Source organism: Oxalicibacterium faecigallinarum (assembly GCF_014635705.1).
Taxonomy (GTDB): Bacteria; Pseudomonadota; Gammaproteobacteria; order Burkholderiales; family Burkholderiaceae_D; genus Oxalicibacterium; species Oxalicibacterium faecigallinarum.
The window spans coordinates 1,707,509-1,731,115 of sequence record NZ_BMDI01000001.1; the positions used below are offsets into that span (position 1 = coordinate 1,707,509).

The window sequence follows — 23,607 nt, forward strand, 5'->3', positions numbered from 1 at the left end:
AAACTGAACGGACCAAACCGCTCGTCTACAATAGCGGTCGGAGAAAATCATGACTGAAACCGAATTCAACTCGCTGGCCGCGCAAGGCTACAACCGCATTCCGCTGATCGCTGAAGCCTTTGCCGATCTGGAAACCCCGCTCTCGCTCTATCTCAAACTCGCGCAAACCCGTAACGGCGGCAAGAACTCCTTCCTGCTGGAATCGGTAGTCGGCGGCGAACGCTTTGGCCGCTACTCTTTTATCGGCTTGCCCGCGAATACCCTCATGCGCAGCGTCGGCAATCGCGTCGAAATTGTGCGCGATGACAAAGTTGTCGAGACATTTGACGGCAATCCGCTCGATTTCATCGCGGACTATCAGGCACGTTACAAGGTCGCGATCCTGCCTGGCATGCCGCGTTTCTGCGGCGGCCTGGCCGGTTACTTTGGTTACGATGCAGTGCGCCATGTAGAAAAGCGACTGGCGAACAGTGCGCCCAAGGACGATCTGGGTCTGCCTGAAATTCAGTTGCTGCTGACCGAAGAATTGGCGGTCATCGATAACCTGTCCGGCAAACTGTATTTGATCGTATATGTCGATCCTGCGCAGCCGGACGCATTTGCACATGGCCGCCAACGCCTGAAAGATCTGCGTTCCTCGCTTCGCCAGGCCGTCGAAGCGCCAGTCACGAGCGCATCAACACGTACCGAAACGATTCGCGAGTTCGACAAGCAGGATTATCTGGCTGCTGTGGCGCGCGCCAAGGAATACGTGATGGCCGGCGATCTGATGCAAGTCCAGATCGGTCAGCGCATCAAGAAACCCTACACCGACGCGCCGCTGACGCTGTACCGCGCGCTGCGTTCGCTGAATCCGTCGCCGTATATGTATTTCTACAATTTCGGCAACATGCACATTGTCGGCGCTTCGCCGGAAATTTTGGTTCGCAACGAAACGCTGGCCAGTGGCAAGAAGAAAGTCACGATCCGCCCCTTGGCCGGCACGCGTCCACGCGGCGACACGCCGGAGAAGGACGCCGCGCTGGCAACCGAACTATTGACCGATCCGAAAGAGATCGCCGAGCACGTCATGCTGATCGACCTTGCACGCAACGACATCGGTCGTATTGCTGAGACCGGGAGTGTCAAGGTGACCGACAAGCTGGTGATCGAAAAGTATTCGCACGTGCAGCACATCGTGTCCAACGTCGAAGGCACGCTGAAAGACGGTCTGTCGAATCTGGATGTGCTGAAAGCCACCTTCCCTGCCGGCACGCTGTCCGGCGCGCCGAAGGTACGTGCCATGGAAATCATCGATGAACTTGAGCCAACCAAACGCGGCATTTACGGCGGCGCCTGTGGCTATCTGTCATTTGGCGGCGAAATGGATCTGGCGATTGCGATCCGCACCGGTGTGATCGAGGATGGCATGCTTTACGTGCAAGCCGCTGCCGGCATCGTGGCCGACTCGGTACCAGAGATGGAATGGCAGGAAACAGAGAATAAGGCGCGCGCTGTGCTGCGCGCTGCAGAACAGGTACAAGACGGTTTGGACGGGGAGATCTAAATGTTGCTGATGCTCGATAACTACGACTCCTTTACCTACAACCTCGTGCAGTATTTTGGCGAGTTGGGCGAAGACGTCCACACCGTCCGTAACGATGAAATCACCCTGGAAGAAATCGAAGCGCTGAAGCCGGAACGCATCTGCATTTCGCCCGGCCCATGCACACCGCATGAAGCCGGCGTTTCGATTCCAGTACTTAAACATTTTGCGGGCAAGCTACCGATTCTCGGCGTGTGCCTCGGTCATCAGGCGATTGGTGCAGCATTCGGTGGCAAGGTCGTGCGTGCGCAACAAGTCATGCACGGCAAGACATCGCCGATCGAACACACGGGCGTGGGCGTCTTCAAGGATCTGCCATCGCCCTACACCGTGATTCGTTATCACTCACTGGCGATCGAACGTGCGTCCTTGCCGGATTGTCTGGAAGTGACGGCATGGACCGCCGATGGCGAAATCATGGGCGTGCGCCACAAGGAATTTGATATCGAAGGCGTGCAGTTCCATCCGGAATCGATTCTGTCCGAGCATGGTCATGCGCTGCTGAAGAACTTTCTTGTTCGTTAATTAGAAAGCGTCGCCATGGCCATTACCGAACAAGAAGCTCTGTTACGTTGCATCGAACATCGCGAAATCTTTCACGACGAGATGTTGCACCTGTTCCGCAAGATCATGAGCGGCGACATGTCGCCTGTCATGATTGCAGCGTTGACGATGGGCTTGCGGGTCAAGAAGGAGAGCATTGGCGAGATCGCAGCAGCGGCACAAGTCATGCGCGAGTTCTCAACCAAGGTCCCGCTGGAAGATACAAACGGGCTGCTCGATATCGTCGGCACCGGCGGTGACGGCGCGCATACCTTCAACATTTCCACCGCATCGATGTTTGTTGCGGCTGCCGCCGGTGCGCGCGTTGCCAAGCATGGCGGTCGCAGCGTGTCGTCGTCTTCGGGCAGTGCTGACGTGCTGGAATCGCTTGGCGCGAATATCAATCTGCGACCTGCATTGGTTGCAGAATCGATTCGTCAAACCGGCATCGGCTTCATGTTTGCGCCGAATCATCACGCTGCAATGAAGCACGCTGCGCCGGTTCGCCGTGAGCTGGGTGTACGTACGATCTTCAACATCCTCGGACCACTGACCAATCCGGCAGGTGCGCCCAATATTCTGATGGGCGTTTTTCATCCTGATCTGGTCGGCATTCAGGTGCGTGTGTTGCAACGTCTTGGCGCGCAACATGCGGTCGTTGTCTGGGGCCGCGACAATATGGATGAAGTCTCACTCGGTGCAGCCACCATGGTTGGCGAGCTGATCAACGGCGAGATTCGCGAGTACGAGATTCATCCGGAAGATTTCGGTCTGCAGATGACTGCGAGCCGCAATCTGAAAGTGGCCGACGCCATTGAATCAAAAGCGAAGATTTTTGAAGCACTGGACAACATCGATGGCGCTGCACGCGATATCGTCGTCCTCAATGCCGGCACCGCCTTGTATGCAGCTGGCGTTGCGACCTCGATCGCAGATGGCATGCAAAAGGCACGCACCGTCATGGCATCGGGCGCAGCACGCGCCAAACTCGAACAGTTCGTGCGGGTGACACAAGAACTTGGCAAGGCGTAAGTCGCCGTTGCAATTACAGGAATTCAGAAAAACATCATGTCCGATATTCTCAACAAGATTCTCGACGTCAAAGCAGAAGAAGTCGCTGCCGCAAAAAAGTATCGCAGCCTTGCCAGCCTGCGTGACGAAGTCGAATCCGACAAGGACGCGCGCGCATCACTGCGTGGCTTTGAGGCCAGCATGCGCACCAAGATTGCCGCCGGCCACGCAGCCGTGATTGCCGAAGTGAAGAAAGCTTCGCCATCGAAAGGCGTGCTGCGCCCAGACTTTCAACCTGCAGCGATTGCGCAAAGCTATGCGCAACACGGTGCAGCCTGTTTGTCCGTGCTGACCGATGTGCAATTCTTCCAGGGTGCACCGGACTATCTGAAGCAGGCGCGCGCCGCATGTGCGTTACCCGTGCTACGCAAGGACTTTATCGTCGATCCCTATCAGGTGTATGAAGCGCGCTCGTGGGGTGCCGACTGCATCCTGTTGATCGTGGCGGCGCTCGATCACGGTTTGATGGCGGAACTGGAAGCCTGCGCGCATGATCTTGGCATGAACGTACTGGTGGAAGTGCACGATGCCGATGAATTGAATGCCGCACTACGTCTGAAGACAGCGCTGCTTGGCATCAACAATCGCAATCTGCGCACGTTTGAAACTTCGCTACAAACCACGCTTGATTTATTGCCACGCATTTCACCTGACAAACTCGTGGTAACCGAATCCGGCATCCTTGGTGCAGATGATGTGAAGAGAATGCGCGATGCCGATGTCCATGCTTTCCTGGTCGGCGAAGCCTTCATGCGTGCGCCCGATCCGGGGCTGGAATTGAGTCGTCTTTTTCAATAAGCACTAAAAAAGCCGCATCAACCGATGCGGCTTTTTTATTTCCACAATGCGATGGGCGTCTTATTGGCCCGCTTTCTTTTCTTATTTACGCTTTAACCATCTCGACCGCAGCGATGAATTACTTGTAGGCTTTGCGTCCAGCGCGATCACGACATTCGGAAAATCGGATACGGCCATGCGTGCATCAAACGTCATCAATTCATCACGTCGGAAGGCGTGGATGGCGAAACGATCACCCAGACGGTAACGCGATAGCAAAGCATCAATGTTTGATCCGTTCACACGCAAACCATCGATGGCGATGATGATGTCGCCCACAGACAAGCCGGCTTTCTGGGCTGCGCTCGCCTCGAAAATCGTCCCGACCTTGCAATCGTTACCGTCGCGCACCGTGCGCATGCCTAATGCAGCACGCGTGCGACTACGCTCGTCTGTCAGCGTGACGCCAAACGGTGCAAGCAGTTTCGCCAATGGCAAATCTTCCGTGCCACGCACCCAGCGATCAAGTACGCGCTTGAGTTTGAGACCTGTCACGCTGTCAAACAGCGCATCGACTTCCTCTTCCGTTACACCACGCCCGCCACCGTCATAAAAATCCCGACCGTATTTTTGCCATAAGGCGCGCATCACGTCGTCGAGCGATTTACCACCTTTCGTCTCTGCCCGAATCATCAAATCCAGCGCCAACCCTACCAGCGAGCCTTTGGTGTAATAGCTGACGACTGCATTGGTCGCATTCTCATCCTGACGGTAATACTTGACCCAGGCATCGAAACTGGATTCAGCCACACTTTGCTTGGTACGCCCCGAGCCGCGCAGCACCCCGTTGACCGTTTTGGCAATCAGCTTGAGATAGGTTGCTTCATCAATCACACCGCTGCGTACCAGAATCAAGTCGTCGTAATAGCTGGTAAATCCTTCGAACAGCCATAACAACGGTGTGTAGCTTTCCGCGCTCAGTTCATAGGGCGCAAAAGCGACTGGCTTGATGCGTTTGACGTTCCAGGTATGAAAGTATTCGTGACTGCACAGGCCGAGAAAGGTCCGATACCCTTCCGACATATCGTGCTTGCCTTTCACCGGCAAATCGCCACGCGAACAAATCAGTGCGGTCGACGCACGATGTTCCAGGCCACCATAACCATCACTGACGACCATCGTCATGAAGACGTAGCGGTCCATCGGTGCACGGCGCGTGCGCGGCTCGAACAACGCGATTTGCGCTTCACAGATCTTTTGCAGATCGGCGGTAATTCGGTCGATATCCAGATTTGGTACCTTGCCGGTGAATACCACATCATGTTGCACGCCCCAAGCCTTGAAAGTCGCCAACAGGAACGTGCCCATTTCAACCGGATGATCGATCAGCTCATCATAGTTAGCTGCCTGATAGGTACCAAATCCGTATCGCTTGGCTTTCAAGCGCGTCATGGCCGTGGCAACACGCCATTTCGCAAACTCATCACCTTGCGGCGGCTGAATATCGACTACATGCTCAATTTCTTCCTGCCCCTGTACACGCAGAAACACACTGGTGCCGTTGAAGAAGCCATGCAATTGATCGAGATGCGCCGTGCGCACTGACAAATCCCACGCATACACTTCATATTCCAGCGTCAGTGGGCCATCGCAAGGTGCTGCCAGCCACGTGTGCTTGTCGATTTTTTCCAGCGAGACTTTTTTCCGACCGCATGTTGCAGTGATCTGCACAATGTTCTTTGCAAATTCGCGAATCATGTAGCTGCCTGGAATCCAGGCGGGCAAAGAAAATACCTGCCCACCCAGATCCGGCTCGGCAACTGTCAGTGTGACGCCATACAAATGGGCCGCAGGATTTTTAGGAAAGATGGTGTAGTGAATAGCGTGGTTCATCAGCGCATTGAGCGATTGGAAATAAGTATTAGTGTAACGGCATCACTTGCTCTATGCAGGAATGCCGCACCAACAAAAAAGCGCCGGCAACTGGCACGGCGCTTTTCAATTCTGGCAAAGACGATTACTTGATGGAAGACAGCTTGGCTTCCAGTGCCTTGGCGTCAATCGCCCCTGGAATGCGCGAACCATCTGCAAAGATAATCGTTGGCGTACCTGTCACTTTCATATTGCGACCAAGCTCCAGCACTTTTTCGTGCGGCGTCACGCAATTCGGCGATGCGGTTGGTGGCACTTTTCCGTTAAGCATCCAGTCATCCCATGCCTTGACACGGTTGGGTGCACACCAGATATTGCGCGACTTTTCGACCGAATCGGGGGACAGAATGTTGTACATGAAGGTGTACACGGTAATGTTGTTGACGCTCTCCAACGTGCGACGGAAACGTTTGCAATAACCGCAATTCGGGTCCTCGAACACGGCGATCACGCGTTTGCCATTGCCTTTTACTTCCTTCATGGCCAGCTCAAGCGGCAGATTGCCGAAGGTGACCTTGTTGATGTCATCGAGGCGGGCCTTGGTGTAGTCCTGATAGGTGCGTGCATCGACCACGCGCCCGACAAACAGATATTCGCCCTTGGCATCGGTATAAATGATGTCGCCGTTGACTTGAATTTCAAACAAGCCGGAATAAGGCGTTCTGGTCACCGACTCTACCTTGGCTTCCGGCCCGAGGCGTGGCTCAATCACCTTGCGCACCGCGGCTTCCTGCGCCGTTTCAGCATAAGCGACCATCGAGATCATGCCTGCCAACAGGGCGGCAATCCACTTGCTTGCTTTCATCTTGTTTCCGTTTTCGTTCGTTGCAGGGGAGTTTAAAGCGATTTGCCCAAGGCATGGCCAATCAATCTTCGCTTTAGGACAGGCAGGCGGTTCACGAGGTTCAATCCAAGATTACGCATCATGCGCACTGGTTCGATATCCGTGCCAAAAAGTCGCGCCAGACCGTCGGTCGCCAGTTGCATGAGCAGAATGTCTTCCTTACGTGACCGGGCATATCGCGCCAGCACCCGCGCATCGCCGCAATCGCGATGTGCACCGCGCTCAGCCACGATACGCACCAACGCGTCCACATCAGCAAAACCGAGATTCATGCCATGCCCCGCTAACGGGTGCACGACGTGGGCCGCGTCCCCGATCAAGGCAACGCGCGGCGCCGTGATCGCGTGCGGACGAATCAATGACAAAGGGAAGGATTTGGCGACTTCCGGTTGCAGGGGCGTCAATGCGCCAAGCGCAGGCTGCGCGTAAGCGGCCAGTCGCTGCGCCAATTGCGGCATCGACTCTTTCAATAATTCTTCCGCCAACGCATCCGGTGCAGACCAGACCAGGGAAACGCGGTTATCCGGCAATGGCAGCAAGGCAATGATGCCCTCCTGTGCAGAAAACCATTGATACGCAATACCGCGGTGCGGCTTTTCACACGCAAAATTAGTCACAATCGCCCGTTGGCCATAAGAGCGATAATCAAAGCCGATATCACATTGCGCACGCACCCACGACTGCCCACCATCGGCACCGACCAGCAAGTCGGCAGACAGTACGTCGCCATTCGCCAATGTCACTTTTGCGGTCTCGGCATTGACTTCAATCGCCGTTGCGCGTCCTTCCACCATCTTCACGTTTGAGGCAAATTTCAGTGCCGCATCCAGCGCCTGATTGAGATTGCGATCCTCGACAATCCAGGCCAAAGCACCGACACGCGCACCATAAGCATCAAACCCAAGATTGCCGGCGTGAACGCCGTCACCTTGCACCGCCATTGCATCAACCGGCGCAACGCGCGCCATATCCAAGGCATCCCACACCTTTACCCCGGATAACAAGGCATGCGCCGTGTGATTTACTGCATACACACGAACATCCCAGGCGTCACTTGGTGTCTGAGCCGACGTTCCTCGCGAGGGGCGCAACAAGGCAACCTTCAAGCCAGCCTGTGCAAAGCCAAGCGCCGCCACTTTGCCAATCGCCCCATCGCCGACGATGCATATATCTGTGTGCGAATGCATGCAAGAATTCCGAAAGAGAAAATAAACCTGAATTCATATTATACCGATGCACAAGCAAGTAATTTGCAGACAACGCTTGCATATCTCTCCAAGTTTGCTATACTTGCCCGCCTTGGCCTGGTAGCTCAGTCGGTAGAGCAGAGGATTGAAAATCCTTGTGTCGGTGGTTCGATTCCGCCCCGGGCCACCAAGACTTTAAAGCCCCGTCAATTGCCGGGGCTTTTTTATTTTAGTAGCCGTCACTTTCAGTCTTGCAATCGCTCACCACCGCCTAACACACTGTTTTGCATTCGCACCGCTGAAATAAAAAATCCGCCCAAAGGCGGATTGTCGACGTACCAAGGCTAATTTATCAACTCGAGTGCAATACTTTTCGTTGTTAGCCAATGGTCGGCAGGAGCGGCATGCCCAGATCGAACACAACGTTCACAGCAGCAATGAACAACAGTGTTCCGACCAATACACCCAGACTGAATTTCGCAACATACTTCAAATCTTCCTTGTCGCGAAGGTTCAAACGGGTTTGGGGCATGTGAGGCAGATGCCAGGAATCAAAAATATGCGTATTCATGATTACCTCCTGTTGGTCTGACTTCATGGGTACTACGATTCCAATATAGAAAATTTTTGTCAGTTATCAATCAAAATTTCACATTTTCTTCACATTGATTTGTGTCGCGGCCATGCAAGTGATTTGACGCCGACCTCCGCATCCGTACTGGAATTCATAGCTAAAATGCAAAATTTGCATTCAAATAGGTCACAAATGTTTCTTTAAGGCTGCATTATTTGTGAACTATTGTCACACCACAAGAAAACCTGTGCCGTCAAAAAACGAGTTTTGTTAAATTAGGCTTGACCTAATTCAACAACTTGCTGAACGCGCCAAATACCATGCGAATTGCCGTACTTGATGATGATCGTAGCCAGACAGATCTGGTGTGCCAGGTGCTTAGCGCCGCCGGTCATGCGTGCCACCCTTTTCAGCGTGGCAAGGAATTGCTGAATCAATTGCGTCGTGAGAGCTTTGACATGCTCATCATCGACTGGCAGGTGCCGGATCTGAGTGGCGCAGATGTTCTTTTGTGGGCACGTGAAAAACTGCCGGCGAATTTGCCGGTTCTGTTTATGACCAGCCGGTCTGGCGAAGATGATATCGTCGCTGGTCTGGCAGCGGGCGCCGATGATTACATGATCAAGCCGATTCGCCGAGGGGAGCTGCTAGCGCGCGTTCAGGCCCTGCTGCGACGGGCTTACCCAAGCCAGAATCCTGTCGAGCAAATCCAGTTTGGCAACTTTGTTTTCGAAACACGCACCGGCCGACTGACAGTCTCCGGCGCACAAATTGAAGTCACGCAGAAGGAATTTGATCTGGCTCTTCTGTTCTTCCGCAACCTGGGGCGTCCGCTGTCTCGCGCCTATATTCTGGAAGCAGTGTGGTCGCGTGACATCGAAATTCCGTCCAGAACGATGGATACTCATGTATCCCGCGTACGGAGCAAGCTACAATTACGCCCGGAGCATGGATTTCGTTTAGCCCCAGTCTACAGTTATGGCTACCGACTGGAGCAAGTGACCGCATAAGCGCGCCGGGTTGCGCGGAGAGGAAGTATGCGCATCACCCTGATTCAACTGAGAGTTCTTACGGCACTGTTAGTCAGTGCCGTCCTGCTTTCTTCCGCTTTTGCCCAGACACCGGGCAGCATCACGACACTCCCTTCCGGCATTGTGTATCACGCCAAGGCAGGCGATACCTTGATGTCGATTGCCAGCGCCTACACCACCCGCGCCGCTAACTGGATCACGCTGGGCATTATCAACAATATCGCCAAAGACACCGGTATTCCGATCGGCACGCCGATTACTATCCCTGCCGACCTGCTGCAAGATGAACCAAGCGAAGGCAAAGTCATTGCCCGCAATGGTCTGGTCACGGCCACGTACACCGACGGCACGACCGGCGTGCTCAATATCGGCAATCGGATCGTCGAGGGCGTGAAAGTCAGCACGGGCACCAATAGCTTCGTGACGATCGGTTTGCCGGATCAATCCCGTGTTTCGATTCCGTCCAACAGCAATGTACAAATCACGACATTGCGAAAAACGCTGTACACCGCCAGCCCGCGCGTAGAAGTCGCCTTGCAGAAAGGCCGTGTGCTGTCGCGTGTGTCGCCACTTGAAACCAACAAAGGCAGTTATAAAGTTCGTACCCCACTCTCTGTTGCCGGTGTACGTGGCACCGAATTCCGTGTTCGGCTAGGTGACAAAGAAGTCGCAACCGAAGTACTGGATGGGCGTGTTCTGGCCAGCCTGCAGCGCGAAGATAATGGCCGTTTACTGCCACGCGCCAAAGGCAACATCACGACACGCACAAGCCTTGGCCCTACGGTTGATCTACTGGCACCACCACAACTTGCCGACATGCCTTACCGCTTTGGCGAACATGCCCATTTCGCCTTCATGCCACTACCCAATGCGGTGTCCTATCATGTCGAACTCGCGCATGACAGCGAAATGCTCGACCTGATTGCAGAAGGAAGTGGCAAGGCTGGCGATGTGATTCTCGAAAACATCGCTGAAGGCAATTACTTTGCGCGCCTGACCGCGATCGATCCGCTCGGTTTGGAAGGTATGCCACGCGTAATGGCCGTGACAATCCGCGATCGCGTCAAACCACAGACCTATACGCCGGCACAACCCGCACCAACCGTCGCCAGCAGTAATCCGCAAGAGCTACTCTTGCGCTGGCCCGGCTCTGCAACGGCAAAATACAATGTGCAAGTCGCTCGCGACAGCGAATTCAGTTGGCTCACCTACAACGCCAGCGTGACCGGCAACGAAGTGCGTTTTCCACGACCATCTTTCGGCACCTACTTTGCCCGTGTGCAGAGCATCAACCCAGATGGCAGCGGCAATGCCTACTCTTTTGCACAGACACTGATCGTCACGGATCAATGGATCATCAATGACGGGCAACCACTGCGCCCCAAGTCGCCCGCAAATAGCGCGTCCCGCTGATCCCGTCCAGTAATGGAAAATCGCTGGTCCTCCCCCTTTGTGCGCCGGCTTGCTCTGCGCGAGTGGCTGGCACTGTTTGTCAGCCTCCTCGCGCTGGTCGCGGCACTCGGCTGGCAAAACGGGTTAGGACGCCTTGACCAATCCTTGTACGACCTTTTTCTGTCGGCATCGTCCAAACCAGTGCGCGACGACATCATCATCGTCGCCATCGACGATTACAGCATTGCCGAGCTGGGGCGCTGGCCCTGGCCTCGCATTCACCATGCCGAGCTGATCAATAAAATCAATCGCGCTCAACCGCTGGCAATCGGCGTGGATGTGATCCTTTCCGAACCGGAAATACCAGATGCACAAGGACAACGCCCTGGCGATGAGTCGCTGGCCGCCGTCTTGCAGCGCAGTCAGCGCACGGTGCTGCCGGTCGTGATGATGAGTGCAGGTCAAGGTCTGATCGCCGGCTTGCCAACGCCTGCACTGGCGCAAGCCACGCGCGCACTCGGGCATATCGATCTGGAGCACGATAGCGATGGCGTGGTGCGCAGCGTCTTTCTGCGTGAAGGTCAGCATGGCGTGTGGTGGCCGCATTTTGCAGAAGCATTGATTGCAATCGGTACCGGCAGGAATACGAAAAATACGCATCATGCTGCCGAACCGCAGATCGGTATGCCGGATGAGTGGTCGCGAGCCGACCAGATTCACATTCCGTTCGAAAGCGGCATTGGCCAGTTCCCCACCGTTCCTTACATCTCGGTGCTCCGTGACGAGGTACCTGCCTCGTTTTTCCAGAACAAATACGTGTTGATCGGTGCCACCGCTCTCGGCATGGCGGACTCTTATCCCACGCCGGTATCCGGCTCATCGGGTGCCATGCCCGGCATTGAGATTCACGCAAACGTGTTGTCCGCCCTGCTCAACAACCATCACATCACCATTCCACCAGCATGGAAGACCGCACTGTTCAATCTCATGCCGGTTTTTATGGTGTTGCTCGGGTATCTGCTGCTTTCTCCACGGCTCTCTTTGCTCGGCATGGCCGGATGGATCTTCATCACGTTGCTGGCCAGTTACCTGAGTCTGCGGGCCGGCATGTGGCTGCCACCATCTGCTGCCATTCTTGTCCTGATACTGTCCTATCCATTGTGGAGCTGGCGACGGCTCGAAGCCGCCATCACCTATCTCGGACAGGAGTTCATCCGCCTCGACAGCGAACCGCATCTGCTGCCGGAACCACCGGCACCGAAATCCAAAGAAGTCGTCGATGTGCTGACGCAGCGCATCTCCGCCATGAAGCGGGCTGCACGCCGCGTCCGCGATTTGCGGCAGTTTGTTTCCGACAGTCTGGACAGTCTGCCGGATGCAACGCTGGTCACCGGTATCGAAGGCAATATCGTGCTCGCCAACCGGCATGCCATCGAATACTGCCGCTTACTCGGCTACCCACAAGTCACAGGTGCCAGCATCCTGCCGATACTAGCGTGTCTGAGCACACCCAAACCGCTTGGCCAGCAGTTCAATACATCGTTCCAGTGGGCAGATTTGCTGGACTTGCAACAAGCGGCAAATCTTGTCGATGGCATTGCCGTACACGATGCGCAAGGACATGATCTGCTGATCAAGAGCGCACCAACCTACTCGTCGGCAACGCTGCTGACCGGCTGGATTGTCAGCATCATCGATATCTCCACCGTACGTGCAGCCGAGCGTAGTCGCGATGAAACATTACGCTTCCTGTCACACGACATGCGGGGCCCGCAAGCATCGATTCTGGCCTTGCTGGAACTGCAACAGGAAACGTCGTCCGCCCTGCCGCTGGAGGAGCTGTTTGCGCGTATCGAAAAAGCATCCCGCCGCACACTCGGTCTGGCCGACAATTTTGTGCAATTGGCGCGTGCCGAGTCAGACGAGTACCGTCTGGAAGAAATGGACTTCCACGATTTGCTGTTCGATGCAGCCGATGAAGTCTGGTCACTCGCCAAGAACAAGCACATCACGGTCGAAGTGGACAATGCGTACGATGACTGTCCAGTCAATGTCGATCGCACCCTGATGACGCGCGCACTGATCAATCTATTGTCCAATGCCATCAACTACAGCCCCGAACACACCACAATCCATTGTGCCGTAACGCGTCAGGATCAGCAGATCATCTGCAGCATCCGCGATCAGGGCTATGGCATCGCCCCGGAAGATCAGGCACGCCTGTTCCGGCGCTTTCAGCATATGGAATCACCCGACCTGGCCCGTCATGACGGCGTCGGTCTGGGACTGGTTTTCGTCAAGACCGTGGTCGAACGCCATCATGGCGATATCAACTTCACCAGTGCCGTCGGGCAAGGCACTACATTTACGGTCCTCATCCCCGCCTGCCCTGCAGTCTGAAAGCGACATCGTCTACGATCCAAACAATGCTGGCGGGCTATAATAAGCCGTTACTCCAGAGATGCGTGCCATTCATGCAACTTGTCGCCGTCGGCATCAATCACACTACTGCGCCAGTTTCACTGCGCGAGAAGGTTGCCTTTCCGGCTGATCAGATTGGTCAGGCGGTTGCGTCCGCACGCGCCTGGTATGGCAATCACGCGCCGGAAGTCTATAGCGACGAAGCAGCCATCCTCTCGACCTGCAATCGCACCGAACTCTATGCCGCCAGCCATCTGCCGGGCGGTGTCAATGAAGCCATCGATCTGACGGCGCATTTTCTCGCCGATTATCACCAGTTGTCCTACTCGGATCTGCGTCCTTATCTGTATGCCTTGCCGCAGGAAAATGCGGTACGCCATGCGTTCCGCGTGGCATCCGGGCTTGATTCAATGGTACTGGGCGAGCCGCAAATCCTCGGCCAGATGAAGAACGCCGTGCGACAAGCGGATGCGGCAGGCGGTCTGGGCACCTATCTGCACCAGATGTTTCAGCGCACCTTCGCGGTTGCCAAGGAAGTCCGCAGCACAACGCAGATCGGCGCGCATAGTGTGTCGATGGCGGCGGCCGCAGTACGGCTTTCCGAACGCATTTTCGACAAGATTTCCGAACAGAACGTCCTGTTCATCGGTGCCGGCGAAATGATCGAACTGTGTGCCACGCACTTTGCAGCACAGAACGCCAAATCGCTGACGATTGCCAACCGCACCCTGGAACGGGGCGAAACGCTGGCGCATCGTCTGCATGGCAAATCGATTCGCCTCGCTGATCTGCCAGATCAACTGGCGCAATACGATATCGTCATCTCTTCGACGGCATCGTCACTGCCCATCATCGGTCTCGGCATGGTTGAACGCGCGATCAAGGCGCGCAAACATAAGCCGATGTTCATGGTCGATCTGGCCGTGCCACGCGATATCGAAGCAGAGGTCGGACGCCTCAATGACGTCTTTCTCTATACCGTTGATGATCTGGGTGCCTTCGTGCAAAGCGGTGTCGAGAACCGTCAGGCTGCCGTGGCGCAAGCGGAAGCGATCATTGAACATCGCGTTCAGGCATTCATGCACTGGGTTGATGCGCGCGCTGTCGTGCCATTGATCCAGGATCTGCATGAAAGCAGCGAAGCCATGCGCATGGTCGAGCTGGAGCGCGCACGTCGCCTGCTGGAGCGCGGCGAGGATATCGATACGGTTCTGGAAGCTCTGTCCAAAGGTCTGACTGCAAAATTCCTGCATGGCCCGCAACAAGCTCTGAACAATGCGCAAGGTGACGAACGTGCTCGCCTTGCCGCCTTGCTGCCGCAACTCTTCCGCACCAAGCGCTAGCGTATTTTTCTCGCGTTACCGCATCAGCATACGCCGGCAACCCACGCGCTGCCTGCTTCAAGAATTCCCTCAGGACTACACTCATGATGAAACCTTCGATGCTTGCCAAGCTCGATCAACTGACAGAACGATTGGCCGAACTGGATGCCCTGCTCATGCAGGAAGACGCAACATCCGACATCAATCAGTATCGCAAAATGACGCGCGAGCATGCCGACCTTGGTCCCTTGGTCGCGTTGTACAAGGATTACGTACAAGCCGATGCCGACATCCTCGCGGCACAAGAGATGCTGGCCGATGCAGACATGAAGGAATTTGCGCAGGAGGAAATCAGCGCTGCCAAATCACGCATGGAAAGGCTGGAACTCGATTTGCAAAAGATGCTGCTGCCCAAGGATCCCAACGATGAGCGCAACATTTTTCTGGAGATTCGCGCAGGCACTGGCGGCGATGAATCCGCGCTTTTTGCTGGCGACTTGCTGCGCATGTACACCCGCTTTGCCGAACGCAATCGCTGGCAGGTAGAAATCGTTTCCTCGTCAGATTCCGAGCTGGGCGGTTATCGCGAGGTCATTGCACGCATCATCGGTATCGGCGCCTACTCCAAACTCAAATTCGAATCGGGTGGCCATCGTGTGCAACGCGTCCCCGCGACCGAGACTCAGGGCCGTATCCACACCTCGGCCTGCACGGTTGCGGTCATGCCGGAAGCGGATGAAGTGGAAGACGTGGACATCAATCCGGCCGATCTGCGCATCGATACATTCCGCGCGTCTGGCGCCGGTGGTCAGCACATCAATAAAACCGACTCTGCCGTTCGCATCACGCATATTCCGAGCGGCATCGTGGTCGAATGCCAGGATGATCGCAGCCAGCACAAGAACAAGGCGTCCGCACTCAAAGTGCTGGCTGCACGGATCAAGGATGTGCAATTGCGCGAACAACAGTCGAAGGAAGCGGCAACGCGCAAGTCCCTGATTGGCTCCGGTGATCGCAGTGAACGCATCCGCACCTATAATTTCCCGCAAGGCCGCATGACGGATCACCGCATCAATCTGACGCTGTACAAACTGGACTTCATCATGGATGGCGACCTGACGGAGCTGACTACCGCACTGACGACCGAACATCAGGCAGAATTGCTGGCGTCGCTGGCCGACGCCAGCTAGGTGCAACCATTCACCGTGCCTGCCTGTCTCAAACACAACCTGTTGGCTTCACTCTCATTCGGAACGTACACTCATTCATGAACACCACCAAAACCATGTTGATCACCGTCGCATTCATTGCGATCGGTCTGCTGGCCTTCGCCTTGTATCTGCAACACATCGAAGGCATGCAACCATGCCCGTTGTGCGTTATCCAGCGCTATGCCTTTGCCGCGATTGCCTTGTTCTGCCTGATCGCTGCTGCACTGCCGCCTGCCGGTGAGCGTGCGGGTGCCGCGTTAGGTGCGTTGACCGCCATCGCTGGTGCGGGCGTTGCGGGCTGGCACATCCACGTCAAATCCAGTCCGGATGTATCGTGCGGGATCGATCCGCTGGAGACGACACTCAATACCATCCCCACTGCCGAACTGATGCCGTTTCTGTTCAAGGCCGATGGTTTGTGCAGCACCAACTATGCACCGATCCTCGGCCTGTCGCTGCCACAATGGGCATTGCTGTGGTTTGCCGTGCTGAGTGTGGCGATGATGCGCGTTGCGCTTAAACGCCGCTAATCGTCCCTCGCATGAGCATGATTCCTTCAGGCAGTACGCTCGACACCGTGCTGCGTTCTGCCTGTTTGCCCCCGCTGGAATTGCGCATGCTGCTCGGTCACATTCTGCAGCTGACCCGTGTGCAGTTGATTACCCAATCCGACCGGATCCTGAATGCACAGGAAACACAGCAATTATCGGCATTGATCACGCGCCGCATGGCCGGCGAGCCGATGGCTTATCTGCTCGGTGAACGTGAATTCTTTGGCCTGTCCTTCCGTGTTACACCGGCGGTCCTGATTCCACGACCGGAAACCGAATTGCTGGTTGAACTGGCGATTCAACGCCTTCCCCGGAATGGCAGCCTGCTCGATATGGGAACCGGCTCCGGTGCCATCGCCATCGCCATCGCGCATGCGCGTCCTGATGCAAAGGTGACGGCACTGGATGTCAGTGCCGATGCACTCGCTCTGGCGCGCGAGAATGCAGAACGCAATGAGGTGCACATCGACTTTCTGCAGAGCGACTGGTTTACGGCATTGCATGCTCGGCAGGCGCGCCCTGCATTCGATCTGATCGTATCCAATCCGCCCTATATCGTGGCAGGTGACGCGCATCTTTCTCAGGGCGATCTGCGGTTTGAACCGATCAGTGCATTGACCGATCATGCAGATGGCTTGTCCGCATTACGCACGCTATGCCGGCATGCAGCATCGTTTCTGCACAGCGATGGATGGTTATTGATGGAGCATGGTTACGATCAGGCCGATGCCGTACGACAGTTGCTGATGCAGAACCAGTTTGCAGATGTACAAAGCTGGCGGGATCTGGCTGCAATTGAACGTGTCAGTGGTGGGCGCCTGCCTACCGACGGTTGACTCGCTTCTATCAGGCTGCCAGTGCTTTTTCCAGCAGCCGATGCAAGGCGGCGAAATCTGGTTCACCAACATAACGGGCAATCACCTGCCCCTGCTTATCGACGACCAATGTCGTCGGCGTCAGTTTGATATCACCAAATGCCTGCGCCAGCTCCCCTTTCGGGTCGAGTGAGATGGTGAATGGCAACTGCCTTGTTTCGACAAAATTCAGAACGTAATTGGGCGGATCATAGGACATCGCCACAGCGATCAATTCCAGTCCTTGTGCATTGAATTTGTTGTAGGTCGCAACCAGATCCGGCATCTCTTTTACGCACGTGACACAGGATGTCGCCCAGAAATTCAGGATCGTGACTTTGCCGCGCAGATCCTGCGACGTGATCTTGTTACCTTGCAGATCCGTGAAGGTCACATCGGGCATGTTTTCCTTCTTGGTCATCGCCGCATAGCCAAGCATGGCAATCACTGCCACGACCAGCAGCAGTATGACAAGCGAGCCGCGTTTACGCGGGGCGGCGTTCTGGTTATCTTGCATGATCGCTCCGCATCAAAATGGAGAAAGAAAAACCATTATAGTCAGTGGATTTGCAGGTTCGTGATCGCCATCAGTTATTTCGACATGAAATCGCGCATGCGACGACGCAACTCACGCTCTGCACGCTGCTCCTCTTTCCAGTCATCGCGTACGGCACGCCAAAGCGACAAGGCCATCAGTATCACTACCAGTGTAAACGGCAAGGCAAATACGATGGTTGCCGTCTGCAAGGCATCCAATCCACCAGCCAGCAGCAGACTGATCGCAATACCGGCAATCAGCACACCCCAGATGATTTTTATGCGATTGGCCGGCTCGCTCTTGCCGCCGGTACTCATCATGCCCAGAACGAGAATCGCCGAGTCCCCCGATGTTACGAAAAACACCAGCACCAGAACAGTGGCCACGATGGACATGATAAAGCCCAGCGGCATCTGACCCAGCATGACAAAGAGCGCTGTAGACAAATCATTCTGCACTGCAGCTGAAATCGGCAGGCTCTGCCAGATTTCCATGTGTAATGCTGTACCGCCAAATACCGAAAACCAGATGAAGGCGGCTATCGATGGCGCAAGCACGGTACCGATCACGAATTCGCGTATCGTTCTGCCACGTGATACGCGCGCGATGAACAAGCCGACAAATGGTGACCACGATATCCACCATGCCCAGTAGAACACGGTCCACTCGCCTATCCATTCACTATCGCGGAATGGCGTCATCCGCAAACTCATGCGAACGAATTCGGTCAGATAATTACCCAGCGTACTGGTCAGCGTGTCGATGATGGTGATCGTTGGGCCAAGCAGAAATACCAGCAATGCGAGAAATGCCGCAACGATCATATTGATCGAGGACAGCCATTTAATGCCGCGTTCGACACCACTGACTGCAGAGGTAATAAACAGGGCAGCCGTCACAATGATGATACCAACCTGCGCGGTTACCGAGACCGGCACACCAAACACCACGGACAAACCACCATTGATCTGCAACGCACCCATGCCCAGCGATGCAGCCACACCGAAGGCCGTTGCAATTACAGCCAGTCCATTGAACACGCCACTCATTTTCTGTACTGCCCGCCATGGCAGGGCATTGGTCGATTCACTTACCAGCGACACGCCATCGCGCCGATAAAGAAAGAAGGCAATCGCCAGAGCAACCACGCTGTACACCGCCCAAGGATGCACGCCCCAGTGGAAAAAGCTGTAGCGCATCGCGGCACCCGCCGCATCCGGCGTGAAAGCAACGATACCTGGCGGTGGCTTTGCGTAATGCGAGAGCGGCTCCGACACGCCCCAGAACACAAGGCCGATGCCCATCCCCGCTGCAAACAGCATGGCAAACCACGAAGGCAGCGAGAAGGCTGGCTCTTCATCTTCCTTGCCGAGCTTGAGATTGCCGTAGCGACTGGTTGCCAGAAACAGGGAAAACAGCACCAATCCAAGCACTACCCACAGATAGAGCCACCCAAAATTCTTGGTGATCGCCGTCATGACGAGGTGCGAAGTGGAACCGAGCGTCGTCGGAGATAAGATTCCCCACAGCACAACGATCGATATCAGGCATGCCGGGAAAAGCAGCTGCATATCTCTCTCCTGAAAACAAACAAGATGCGCAAAGCGGGCTTGCGGATAAAAACAAACCGGTCTGCGACCGGCGAGCCGAGCGACTCACAACAAAAGAAGGATGGCTATTCTACGCCGATTGGACAATGCCAGTTGGAGAGGGTTCGCTGTCTCATGCTTCCGGCCAGCCAGCTTCGGTATAGATACGCGCAACGGCAGCCGGCATCGGTGCTTCCAGTGCGGCACAGATGGCGCGCAGCAGATCCGCCATGGTCAATGGTAGCGACTGCGATCCCGACACGTTCAACAATGCCTTGATCAAGGCAGGCTTGCTTAATGGCGCAAGCTGATTGACACGATCCAGCACCTGCTTGATTTCCTGGTAACTCAGGGCAGAAACCGGTTGCAGATCCGCCGGTGTTAATGCGAAGGGCGCCTGCGCCACGATACGCGCAAATGTCTGCTCCGCAGGCAGCTTCTCCAGCTTGGCCATCACGTGGGCGACCAGAGAAAACAGCTTCAGGCATTCCTGACGCAAGGCATGGAGATCATGAAAGCGAACCGGCACAGCGCGATTGGCGCGCGCGTCCAGTCGGCGTTCCAGTACCGTCTGCAATACAAACTCATGCAAGGTCACGCACTGATCACTGTTGATCAGACGACTGATATTGTCCAGCATATCCATGTGCGCATTGACCGGCAAACGACGCAACGCAGGCATCGCAATATCCAGCAAAGGCAACCGTGCATTGCGCGGCAATTGCCGTATGGCAGCCGCCATTGCCACGATCTGCTCGGCCTGCCTTGGCAGATGCGTGCGTACAAAGATTGTCTTTTCCTCACTCTGCATCGCATCGCTTTCCATGAATAAGGCAAGCACCAGCGACACTGCCGCATAAGGATCATGCACGGCACGGTCAATATCCGGCATACGCCGGATCTGTTCCAGCGGACTAAGCACCGGTGCCTTTTCCTGATCGGTACCAAAGGGGGCGCTGGTCAGCGCGGCGGTCGCTGCAATATCCGCCACAGCCTGCTGCCGCGCTGCCTGCACCTCGGCAAATCCGCTGGCGACAAATGGCAAATCGGGCAACCGCTCTGCCGGCGGCAAGGCAGGCTGCGCAATGACCGGCGCATCCATCAAAGTCATATCGCGCCCATAGATGCGACGCAGGCGCTCCTGCAGACTGGGGTGTGTCGCGAACAAGCCATCCAGCAAACTCGGTCGCACCGCGCTCAGGAAAAGATGCGAAAGCTGCTCGGCATTGCCATGCAGGATGCGCGCCTCTTCGCCGCCTTTCTTGGTCAATCCGCCAATTTTGCGCAGGGCATTGCCAATGCCATCCGGATTTCGCGTGAACTGCACGGCGCTGGCATCCGCCAGAAACTCGCGTTGCCTTGATACAGCCGACTTGATCAGGCGACCGAAGAAAATGCCGATATATCCGATCACAAACAGGATTGCACCTGCACCAACGATAAACAGCTGAATCGGCACACCATTGTTATTGTCGCGGCGACGTGGTGCCGAGATCATGGAAGCGCGCGCGCCAATGCCCATCATCTGCTGGCCAAATCCGGCCACCATCTGAATGCCAAAGAGCACACCAATCAACCGTACGTTCAGACGCATGTCGCCATTAAGGATATGACTGTATTCATGCGCCACCACGCCCTGCAACTCATCACGCGACAAGCGATCAAGCGTACCGCGCGTCACGGCAATCACCGCTTCGTTCAGGTTATAGCCAGCGGCAAAGGCATTGATGGATTGCTCGCGGTCCAGCACATAGACCTTGGGGCAAGCGATGCCCGACGCCAGCGCCATTTCTTCCACGACATTGATCAGACGCCGCTCGCGTGTATCGCTGGTATCGGTGGCGACCAGACGGCCGCCTGCCATGCGTGCGACCGCGTCGCCGCCATCACGCAAACGGAACATTTCGATCAATGTGCCGCCGATGATCAGCAGCAGCGTCACCAGCGTATTGGTCAGGAAGAAAGCGGGAGGATACGGTGTCGCATAAAACTGCCCGCCGGCATAGGTCTGCAATCCATTCCATAGCAAAGCCATCGCCACATTGACGGCGATGACAATGGCAATGACCGCAAGCACGAACAGGATCACCAGCTTCTTGGTCTGGCGACGGGCTTCGTCCTGTTGCTCAAAGAACTTCATGGAAAATTTACGACGAGATAAGTACGCAGGGACAGATCAATGAGAGCCCCCTGTACGTAGACGGCGTGGCGTGCGCAAGGAAACCAATCAGAACGATACCTTGACTGCCTTGCGTTCTTCCGGCGATTCGGTTGACTCCAGCAACTCGGCTTGCTTGAAGCCAAAGGAACCGGCAATCAATGAGCCGGGAAACTGTTCGATCGCCGTGTTATAGCTCATGACGCTGTCGTTGTAGCCCTGACGTGCGAAGGAGATCCGGTTCTCCGTGCTGGTCAGCTCTTCGCTCAACTGCATCATGTTTTGATTCGCCTGCAACTCCGGATAGGATTCGGACAAGGCGAACAAACGACCAAGGGTTGCGCCCAATGCGCCTTCCGCATTCGCCATTTGGCGCACCGCTGCCGCATCGGCAGGATCCCCGGCCGCCTTGCTGGTTGCTGCCACAGCCTGGTTCCGGGCCATGATCACGGCTTCCAGAGTTTCACGCTCGTGTGCCATATAGGCTTTGGCGGTTTCCACCAGATTCGGGATCAGGTCGTAACGTCGCTTGAGTTGCACATCGATCTGCGCAAACGCATTCTTGAAATGATTGCGCAAGGCGATGATGCGGTTGTAAACACCGATTCCCCAGAACACCACCACGGCCACCACCGCCAGAAGAATAAGCACTGCTGTCATGTTCTCTCCCAAAAGAAAAAAGCCGCCCGACAATGGTCAGGCGGCTTCAATATAACACTCCGTAGAATGCTTACCGCAATACGTTACTCAATGATCGAGCTGCGCATCTTTCTCTGCCTTGCGCTGCGTGTCCGGTGTATTGGCCAGCGCGTTGTATTCTTCATTGCTCAGATATTCGAATACGCGCACCACTTTCTGCACGCCACCGACACCGCGTGCGATCTGTGTCGCCAGATCGGCCTCATGCTGCGTCACGCGGCCCATCAGATACACAACACCACGCTCCGTCACTACCTTGATCGAATTGATATACAAACCCTTCTCATCAATGAGCGATGCCTTGACCTTGCCGGTAATCAGTGTGTCGTTGGAGCGTGAACCGAAACCTGCCGTACCGGACACCGCCAGCTCATTGATCACTTCACGCACGCCTTCCACTGCGGCGACTTCGCGTTCGGCTGCATATTTGGAATTTTCATCGCGCACTTCACCCGTCAACAGAACGCGGCGGTTGAAGCTGGTGATCTTGACGTTGTCGCTCGGCGCAATCACGCTGTACACACGTTGATCGCCTTTGAATGAAATGGCTTTGTCATCAGCCTGCGTACCCAGCGTGCGGCGATCCGTCGCGGCAAGTGAGCCGACGACTGCCGCGCCACCGAGCAAAACGCCCGCGCAACCTTGCAACGTCAAGACAGCCGCACCACACAACAATGCGGTCGCAACCGGGCGACGCATCGCCACCAGACAGCGATTCAGATCAATCATTCTCATCCCCTCCGAAAAGTGCAACGTCGATACCGTCGCACAAACAATGTAGCGTTAATAAATGTACTTCCTTGATGCGTGCCGTCCGGTCATGCGGCACGCAAATATGAACATCCGCATCGGTCAGCAGCTTGCCAATCGCACCGCCCCCCTTGCCAGTCAGCGCGACTACCCGCATGTCGCGCTCCAATGCCGCATCAATGGCGGCAGTGACATTCGATGAATTGCCCGATGTCGATACCGCCAGCAATACGTCGCCGTACTGTCCGAAGGCTTGTACCTGTTTGCTGAAAATGTCCTGATAACTGTAGTCATTGCCGATTGCTGTCAGAATCGAGGTATCCGTCGTCAATGCCATCACCGGCAAGGGAAGACGCTCCCGTTCAAAACGACCCACAAGCTGGGCAGCGAAATGCTGACAATCTGCGGCCGACCCACCATTGCCGCAGGCAAGAATCTTGTTTCCGTTAGACAGGGCGCCGAACATTAGTTCCACTGCCTGCATGATGGGTTGCGCCAGCTGCGAAGCAGCCTGTATCTTGAGTTCGGCACTTTCATGAAAATGCCCGAGGATGCGTTGTGTGTTCATGTTGCGGCGA

General features: G+C 55.5%; 21 protein-coding genes and 1 tRNA gene. 12 read left to right on the forward strand and 10 right to left on the reverse strand.

All coding sequences use genetic code 11. The features are described from left to right. Positions 1–49: 49 nt before the first annotated feature. The 4 genes from trpE to trpC are packed head-to-tail and all read left to right on the forward strand — an operon-like array spanning position 50 to position 3,997. A complete protein-coding gene (trpE, locus tag IEV29_RS08145; protein ID WP_188380699.1) occupies positions 50–1,546 on the forward strand; it encodes an anthranilate synthase component I in 1,497 nt (498 codons plus the stop codon). After that, the gene (locus IEV29_RS08150) at positions 1,547–2,110 is read left to right on the forward strand and encodes an aminodeoxychorismate/anthranilate synthase component II (protein ID WP_188380700.1); all 564 of its coding nucleotides are present in this window, start codon (positions 1,547–1,549) and stop codon (positions 2,108–2,110) included. Positions 2,111–2,125: 15 nt separating this feature from the next. Beyond that, positions 2,126–3,160 (forward strand): anthranilate phosphoribosyltransferase, encoded by a 1,035-nt coding sequence (gene trpD / locus IEV29_RS08155; protein ID WP_188380701.1) that lies wholly within the window; start codon positions 2,126–2,128, stop codon positions 3,158–3,160. A 36-nt stretch (positions 3,161–3,196) separates the two neighbouring features. After that, positions 3,197–3,997 carry an indole-3-glycerol phosphate synthase TrpC gene (trpC, locus tag IEV29_RS08160; RefSeq protein ID WP_188380702.1) on the forward strand — a complete coding sequence of 267 codons (801 nt, stop codon included), beginning with the start codon at positions 3,197–3,199 and terminating at the stop codon, positions 3,995–3,997. An 81-nt stretch (positions 3,998–4,078) separates the two neighbouring features. On the opposite strand, the gene IEV29_RS08165 is transcribed toward trpC, so the two are convergent. The 3 genes from IEV29_RS08165 to IEV29_RS08175 all read right to left on the reverse strand — a co-directional run bounded on the left by IEV29_RS08165 (position 4,079) and on the right by IEV29_RS08175 (position 7,939). Beyond that, positions 4,079–5,869 carry a M61 family metallopeptidase gene (locus IEV29_RS08165; RefSeq protein WP_188380703.1) on the reverse strand — a complete coding sequence of 597 codons (1,791 nt, stop codon included), beginning with the start codon at positions 5,867–5,869 and terminating at the stop codon, positions 4,079–4,081. A 124-nt stretch (positions 5,870–5,993) separates the two neighbouring features. Next, positions 5,994–6,713 carry a DsbC family protein gene (locus IEV29_RS08170; protein WP_373464202.1) on the reverse strand — a complete coding sequence of 240 codons (720 nt, stop codon included), beginning with the start codon at positions 6,711–6,713 and terminating at the stop codon, positions 5,994–5,996. 32 nt (positions 6,714–6,745) lie between these two features. Beyond that, positions 6,746–7,939, reverse strand: coding sequence for a UbiH/UbiF family hydroxylase (locus IEV29_RS08175; RefSeq protein ID WP_188380704.1), 1,194 nt, complete (start codon positions 7,937–7,939; stop codon positions 6,746–6,748). A 114-nt stretch (positions 7,940–8,053) separates the two neighbouring features. Here IEV29_RS08175 and IEV29_RS08180 point away from each other — a divergent pair. Then, a tRNA-Phe gene (locus tag IEV29_RS08180) sits at positions 8,054–8,129 on the forward strand. Positions 8,130–8,318: 189 nt separating this feature from the next. On the opposite strand, the gene IEV29_RS08185 is transcribed toward IEV29_RS08180, so the two are convergent. Further along, a complete protein-coding gene (locus IEV29_RS08185; protein WP_188380705.1) occupies positions 8,319–8,510 on the reverse strand; it encodes a hypothetical protein in 192 nt (63 codons plus the stop codon). 323 nt (positions 8,511–8,833) lie between these two features. On the opposite strand from IEV29_RS08185, the gene IEV29_RS08190 reads away from it, so the two are divergent. The 7 genes from IEV29_RS08190 (at position 8,834) to prmC (ending at position 17,277) form a co-directional block, all read left to right on the forward strand. Beyond that, the gene (locus IEV29_RS08190) at positions 8,834–9,523 is read left to right on the forward strand and encodes a response regulator transcription factor (protein ID WP_188380706.1); all 690 of its coding nucleotides are present in this window, start codon (positions 8,834–8,836) and stop codon (positions 9,521–9,523) included. A 27-nt stretch (positions 9,524–9,550) separates the two neighbouring features. Beyond that, on the forward strand, positions 9,551–10,957 hold the full coding sequence (locus IEV29_RS08195; protein WP_188380707.1) for a FecR domain-containing protein: 1,407 nt from the start codon (positions 9,551–9,553) through the stop codon (positions 10,955–10,957). Between the two features lie 12 nt (positions 10,958–10,969). After that, the gene (locus IEV29_RS08200; RefSeq protein ID WP_188380708.1) at positions 10,970–13,336 is read left to right on the forward strand and encodes a CHASE2 domain-containing protein; all 2,367 of its coding nucleotides are present in this window, start codon (positions 10,970–10,972) and stop codon (positions 13,334–13,336) included. A gap of 74 nt (positions 13,337–13,410) precedes the next feature. Beyond that, positions 13,411–14,700: a glutamyl-tRNA reductase gene (hemA, locus tag IEV29_RS08205; RefSeq protein ID WP_188380709.1), complete on the forward strand. Its 1,290-nt coding sequence runs from the start codon at positions 13,411–13,413 to the stop codon at positions 14,698–14,700. An 86-nt stretch (positions 14,701–14,786) separates the two neighbouring features. Continuing rightward, positions 14,787–15,869 carry a peptide chain release factor 1 gene (gene prfA, locus IEV29_RS08210; protein ID WP_188381125.1) on the forward strand — a complete coding sequence of 361 codons (1,083 nt, stop codon included), beginning with the start codon at positions 14,787–14,789 and terminating at the stop codon, positions 15,867–15,869. Positions 15,870–15,946: 77 nt separating this feature from the next. Continuing rightward, complete coding sequence (locus tag IEV29_RS08215) at positions 15,947–16,420, forward strand: disulfide bond formation protein B (protein WP_188380710.1); 474 nt, start codon at positions 15,947–15,949, stop codon at positions 16,418–16,420. A gap of 11 nt (positions 16,421–16,431) precedes the next feature. Beyond that, positions 16,432–17,277 carry a peptide chain release factor N(5)-glutamine methyltransferase gene (prmC, locus tag IEV29_RS08220; protein WP_188380711.1) on the forward strand — a complete coding sequence of 282 codons (846 nt, stop codon included), beginning with the start codon at positions 16,432–16,434 and terminating at the stop codon, positions 17,275–17,277. Positions 17,278–17,287: 10 nt separating this feature from the next. On the opposite strand, the gene IEV29_RS08225 is transcribed toward prmC, so the two are convergent. From IEV29_RS08225 to IEV29_RS08250, 6 genes are all read right to left on the reverse strand, one after another. Next, a complete protein-coding gene (locus IEV29_RS08225; RefSeq protein WP_188380712.1) occupies positions 17,288–17,812 on the reverse strand; it encodes a TlpA disulfide reductase family protein in 525 nt (174 codons plus the stop codon). 74 nt (positions 17,813–17,886) lie between these two features. Then, a complete protein-coding gene (locus tag IEV29_RS08230; protein ID WP_188380713.1) occupies positions 17,887–19,404 on the reverse strand; it encodes a BCCT family transporter in 1,518 nt (505 codons plus the stop codon). Positions 19,405–19,555: 151 nt separating this feature from the next. Beyond that, positions 19,556–21,562, reverse strand: coding sequence for a M48 family metallopeptidase (locus IEV29_RS08235; protein WP_188380714.1), 2,007 nt, complete (start codon positions 21,560–21,562; stop codon positions 19,556–19,558). 87 nt (positions 21,563–21,649) lie between these two features. Beyond that, entirely contained in the window at positions 21,650–22,240 is a 591-nt protein-coding gene (locus IEV29_RS08240) for a LemA family protein (RefSeq protein WP_188380715.1), read from the reverse strand. An 87-nt stretch (positions 22,241–22,327) separates the two neighbouring features. Beyond that, positions 22,328–23,008 carry a BON domain-containing protein gene (locus tag IEV29_RS08245; protein ID WP_188380716.1) on the reverse strand — a complete coding sequence of 227 codons (681 nt, stop codon included), beginning with the start codon at positions 23,006–23,008 and terminating at the stop codon, positions 22,328–22,330. After that, positions 23,001–23,597: a phosphoheptose isomerase gene (locus tag IEV29_RS08250; RefSeq protein ID WP_188380717.1), complete on the reverse strand. Its 597-nt coding sequence runs from the start codon at positions 23,595–23,597 to the stop codon at positions 23,001–23,003. Before IEV29_RS08250 ends, IEV29_RS08245 begins: the two co-directional genes overlap by 8 nt. Between the last annotated feature and the right edge of the window lie 10 nt (positions 23,598–23,607).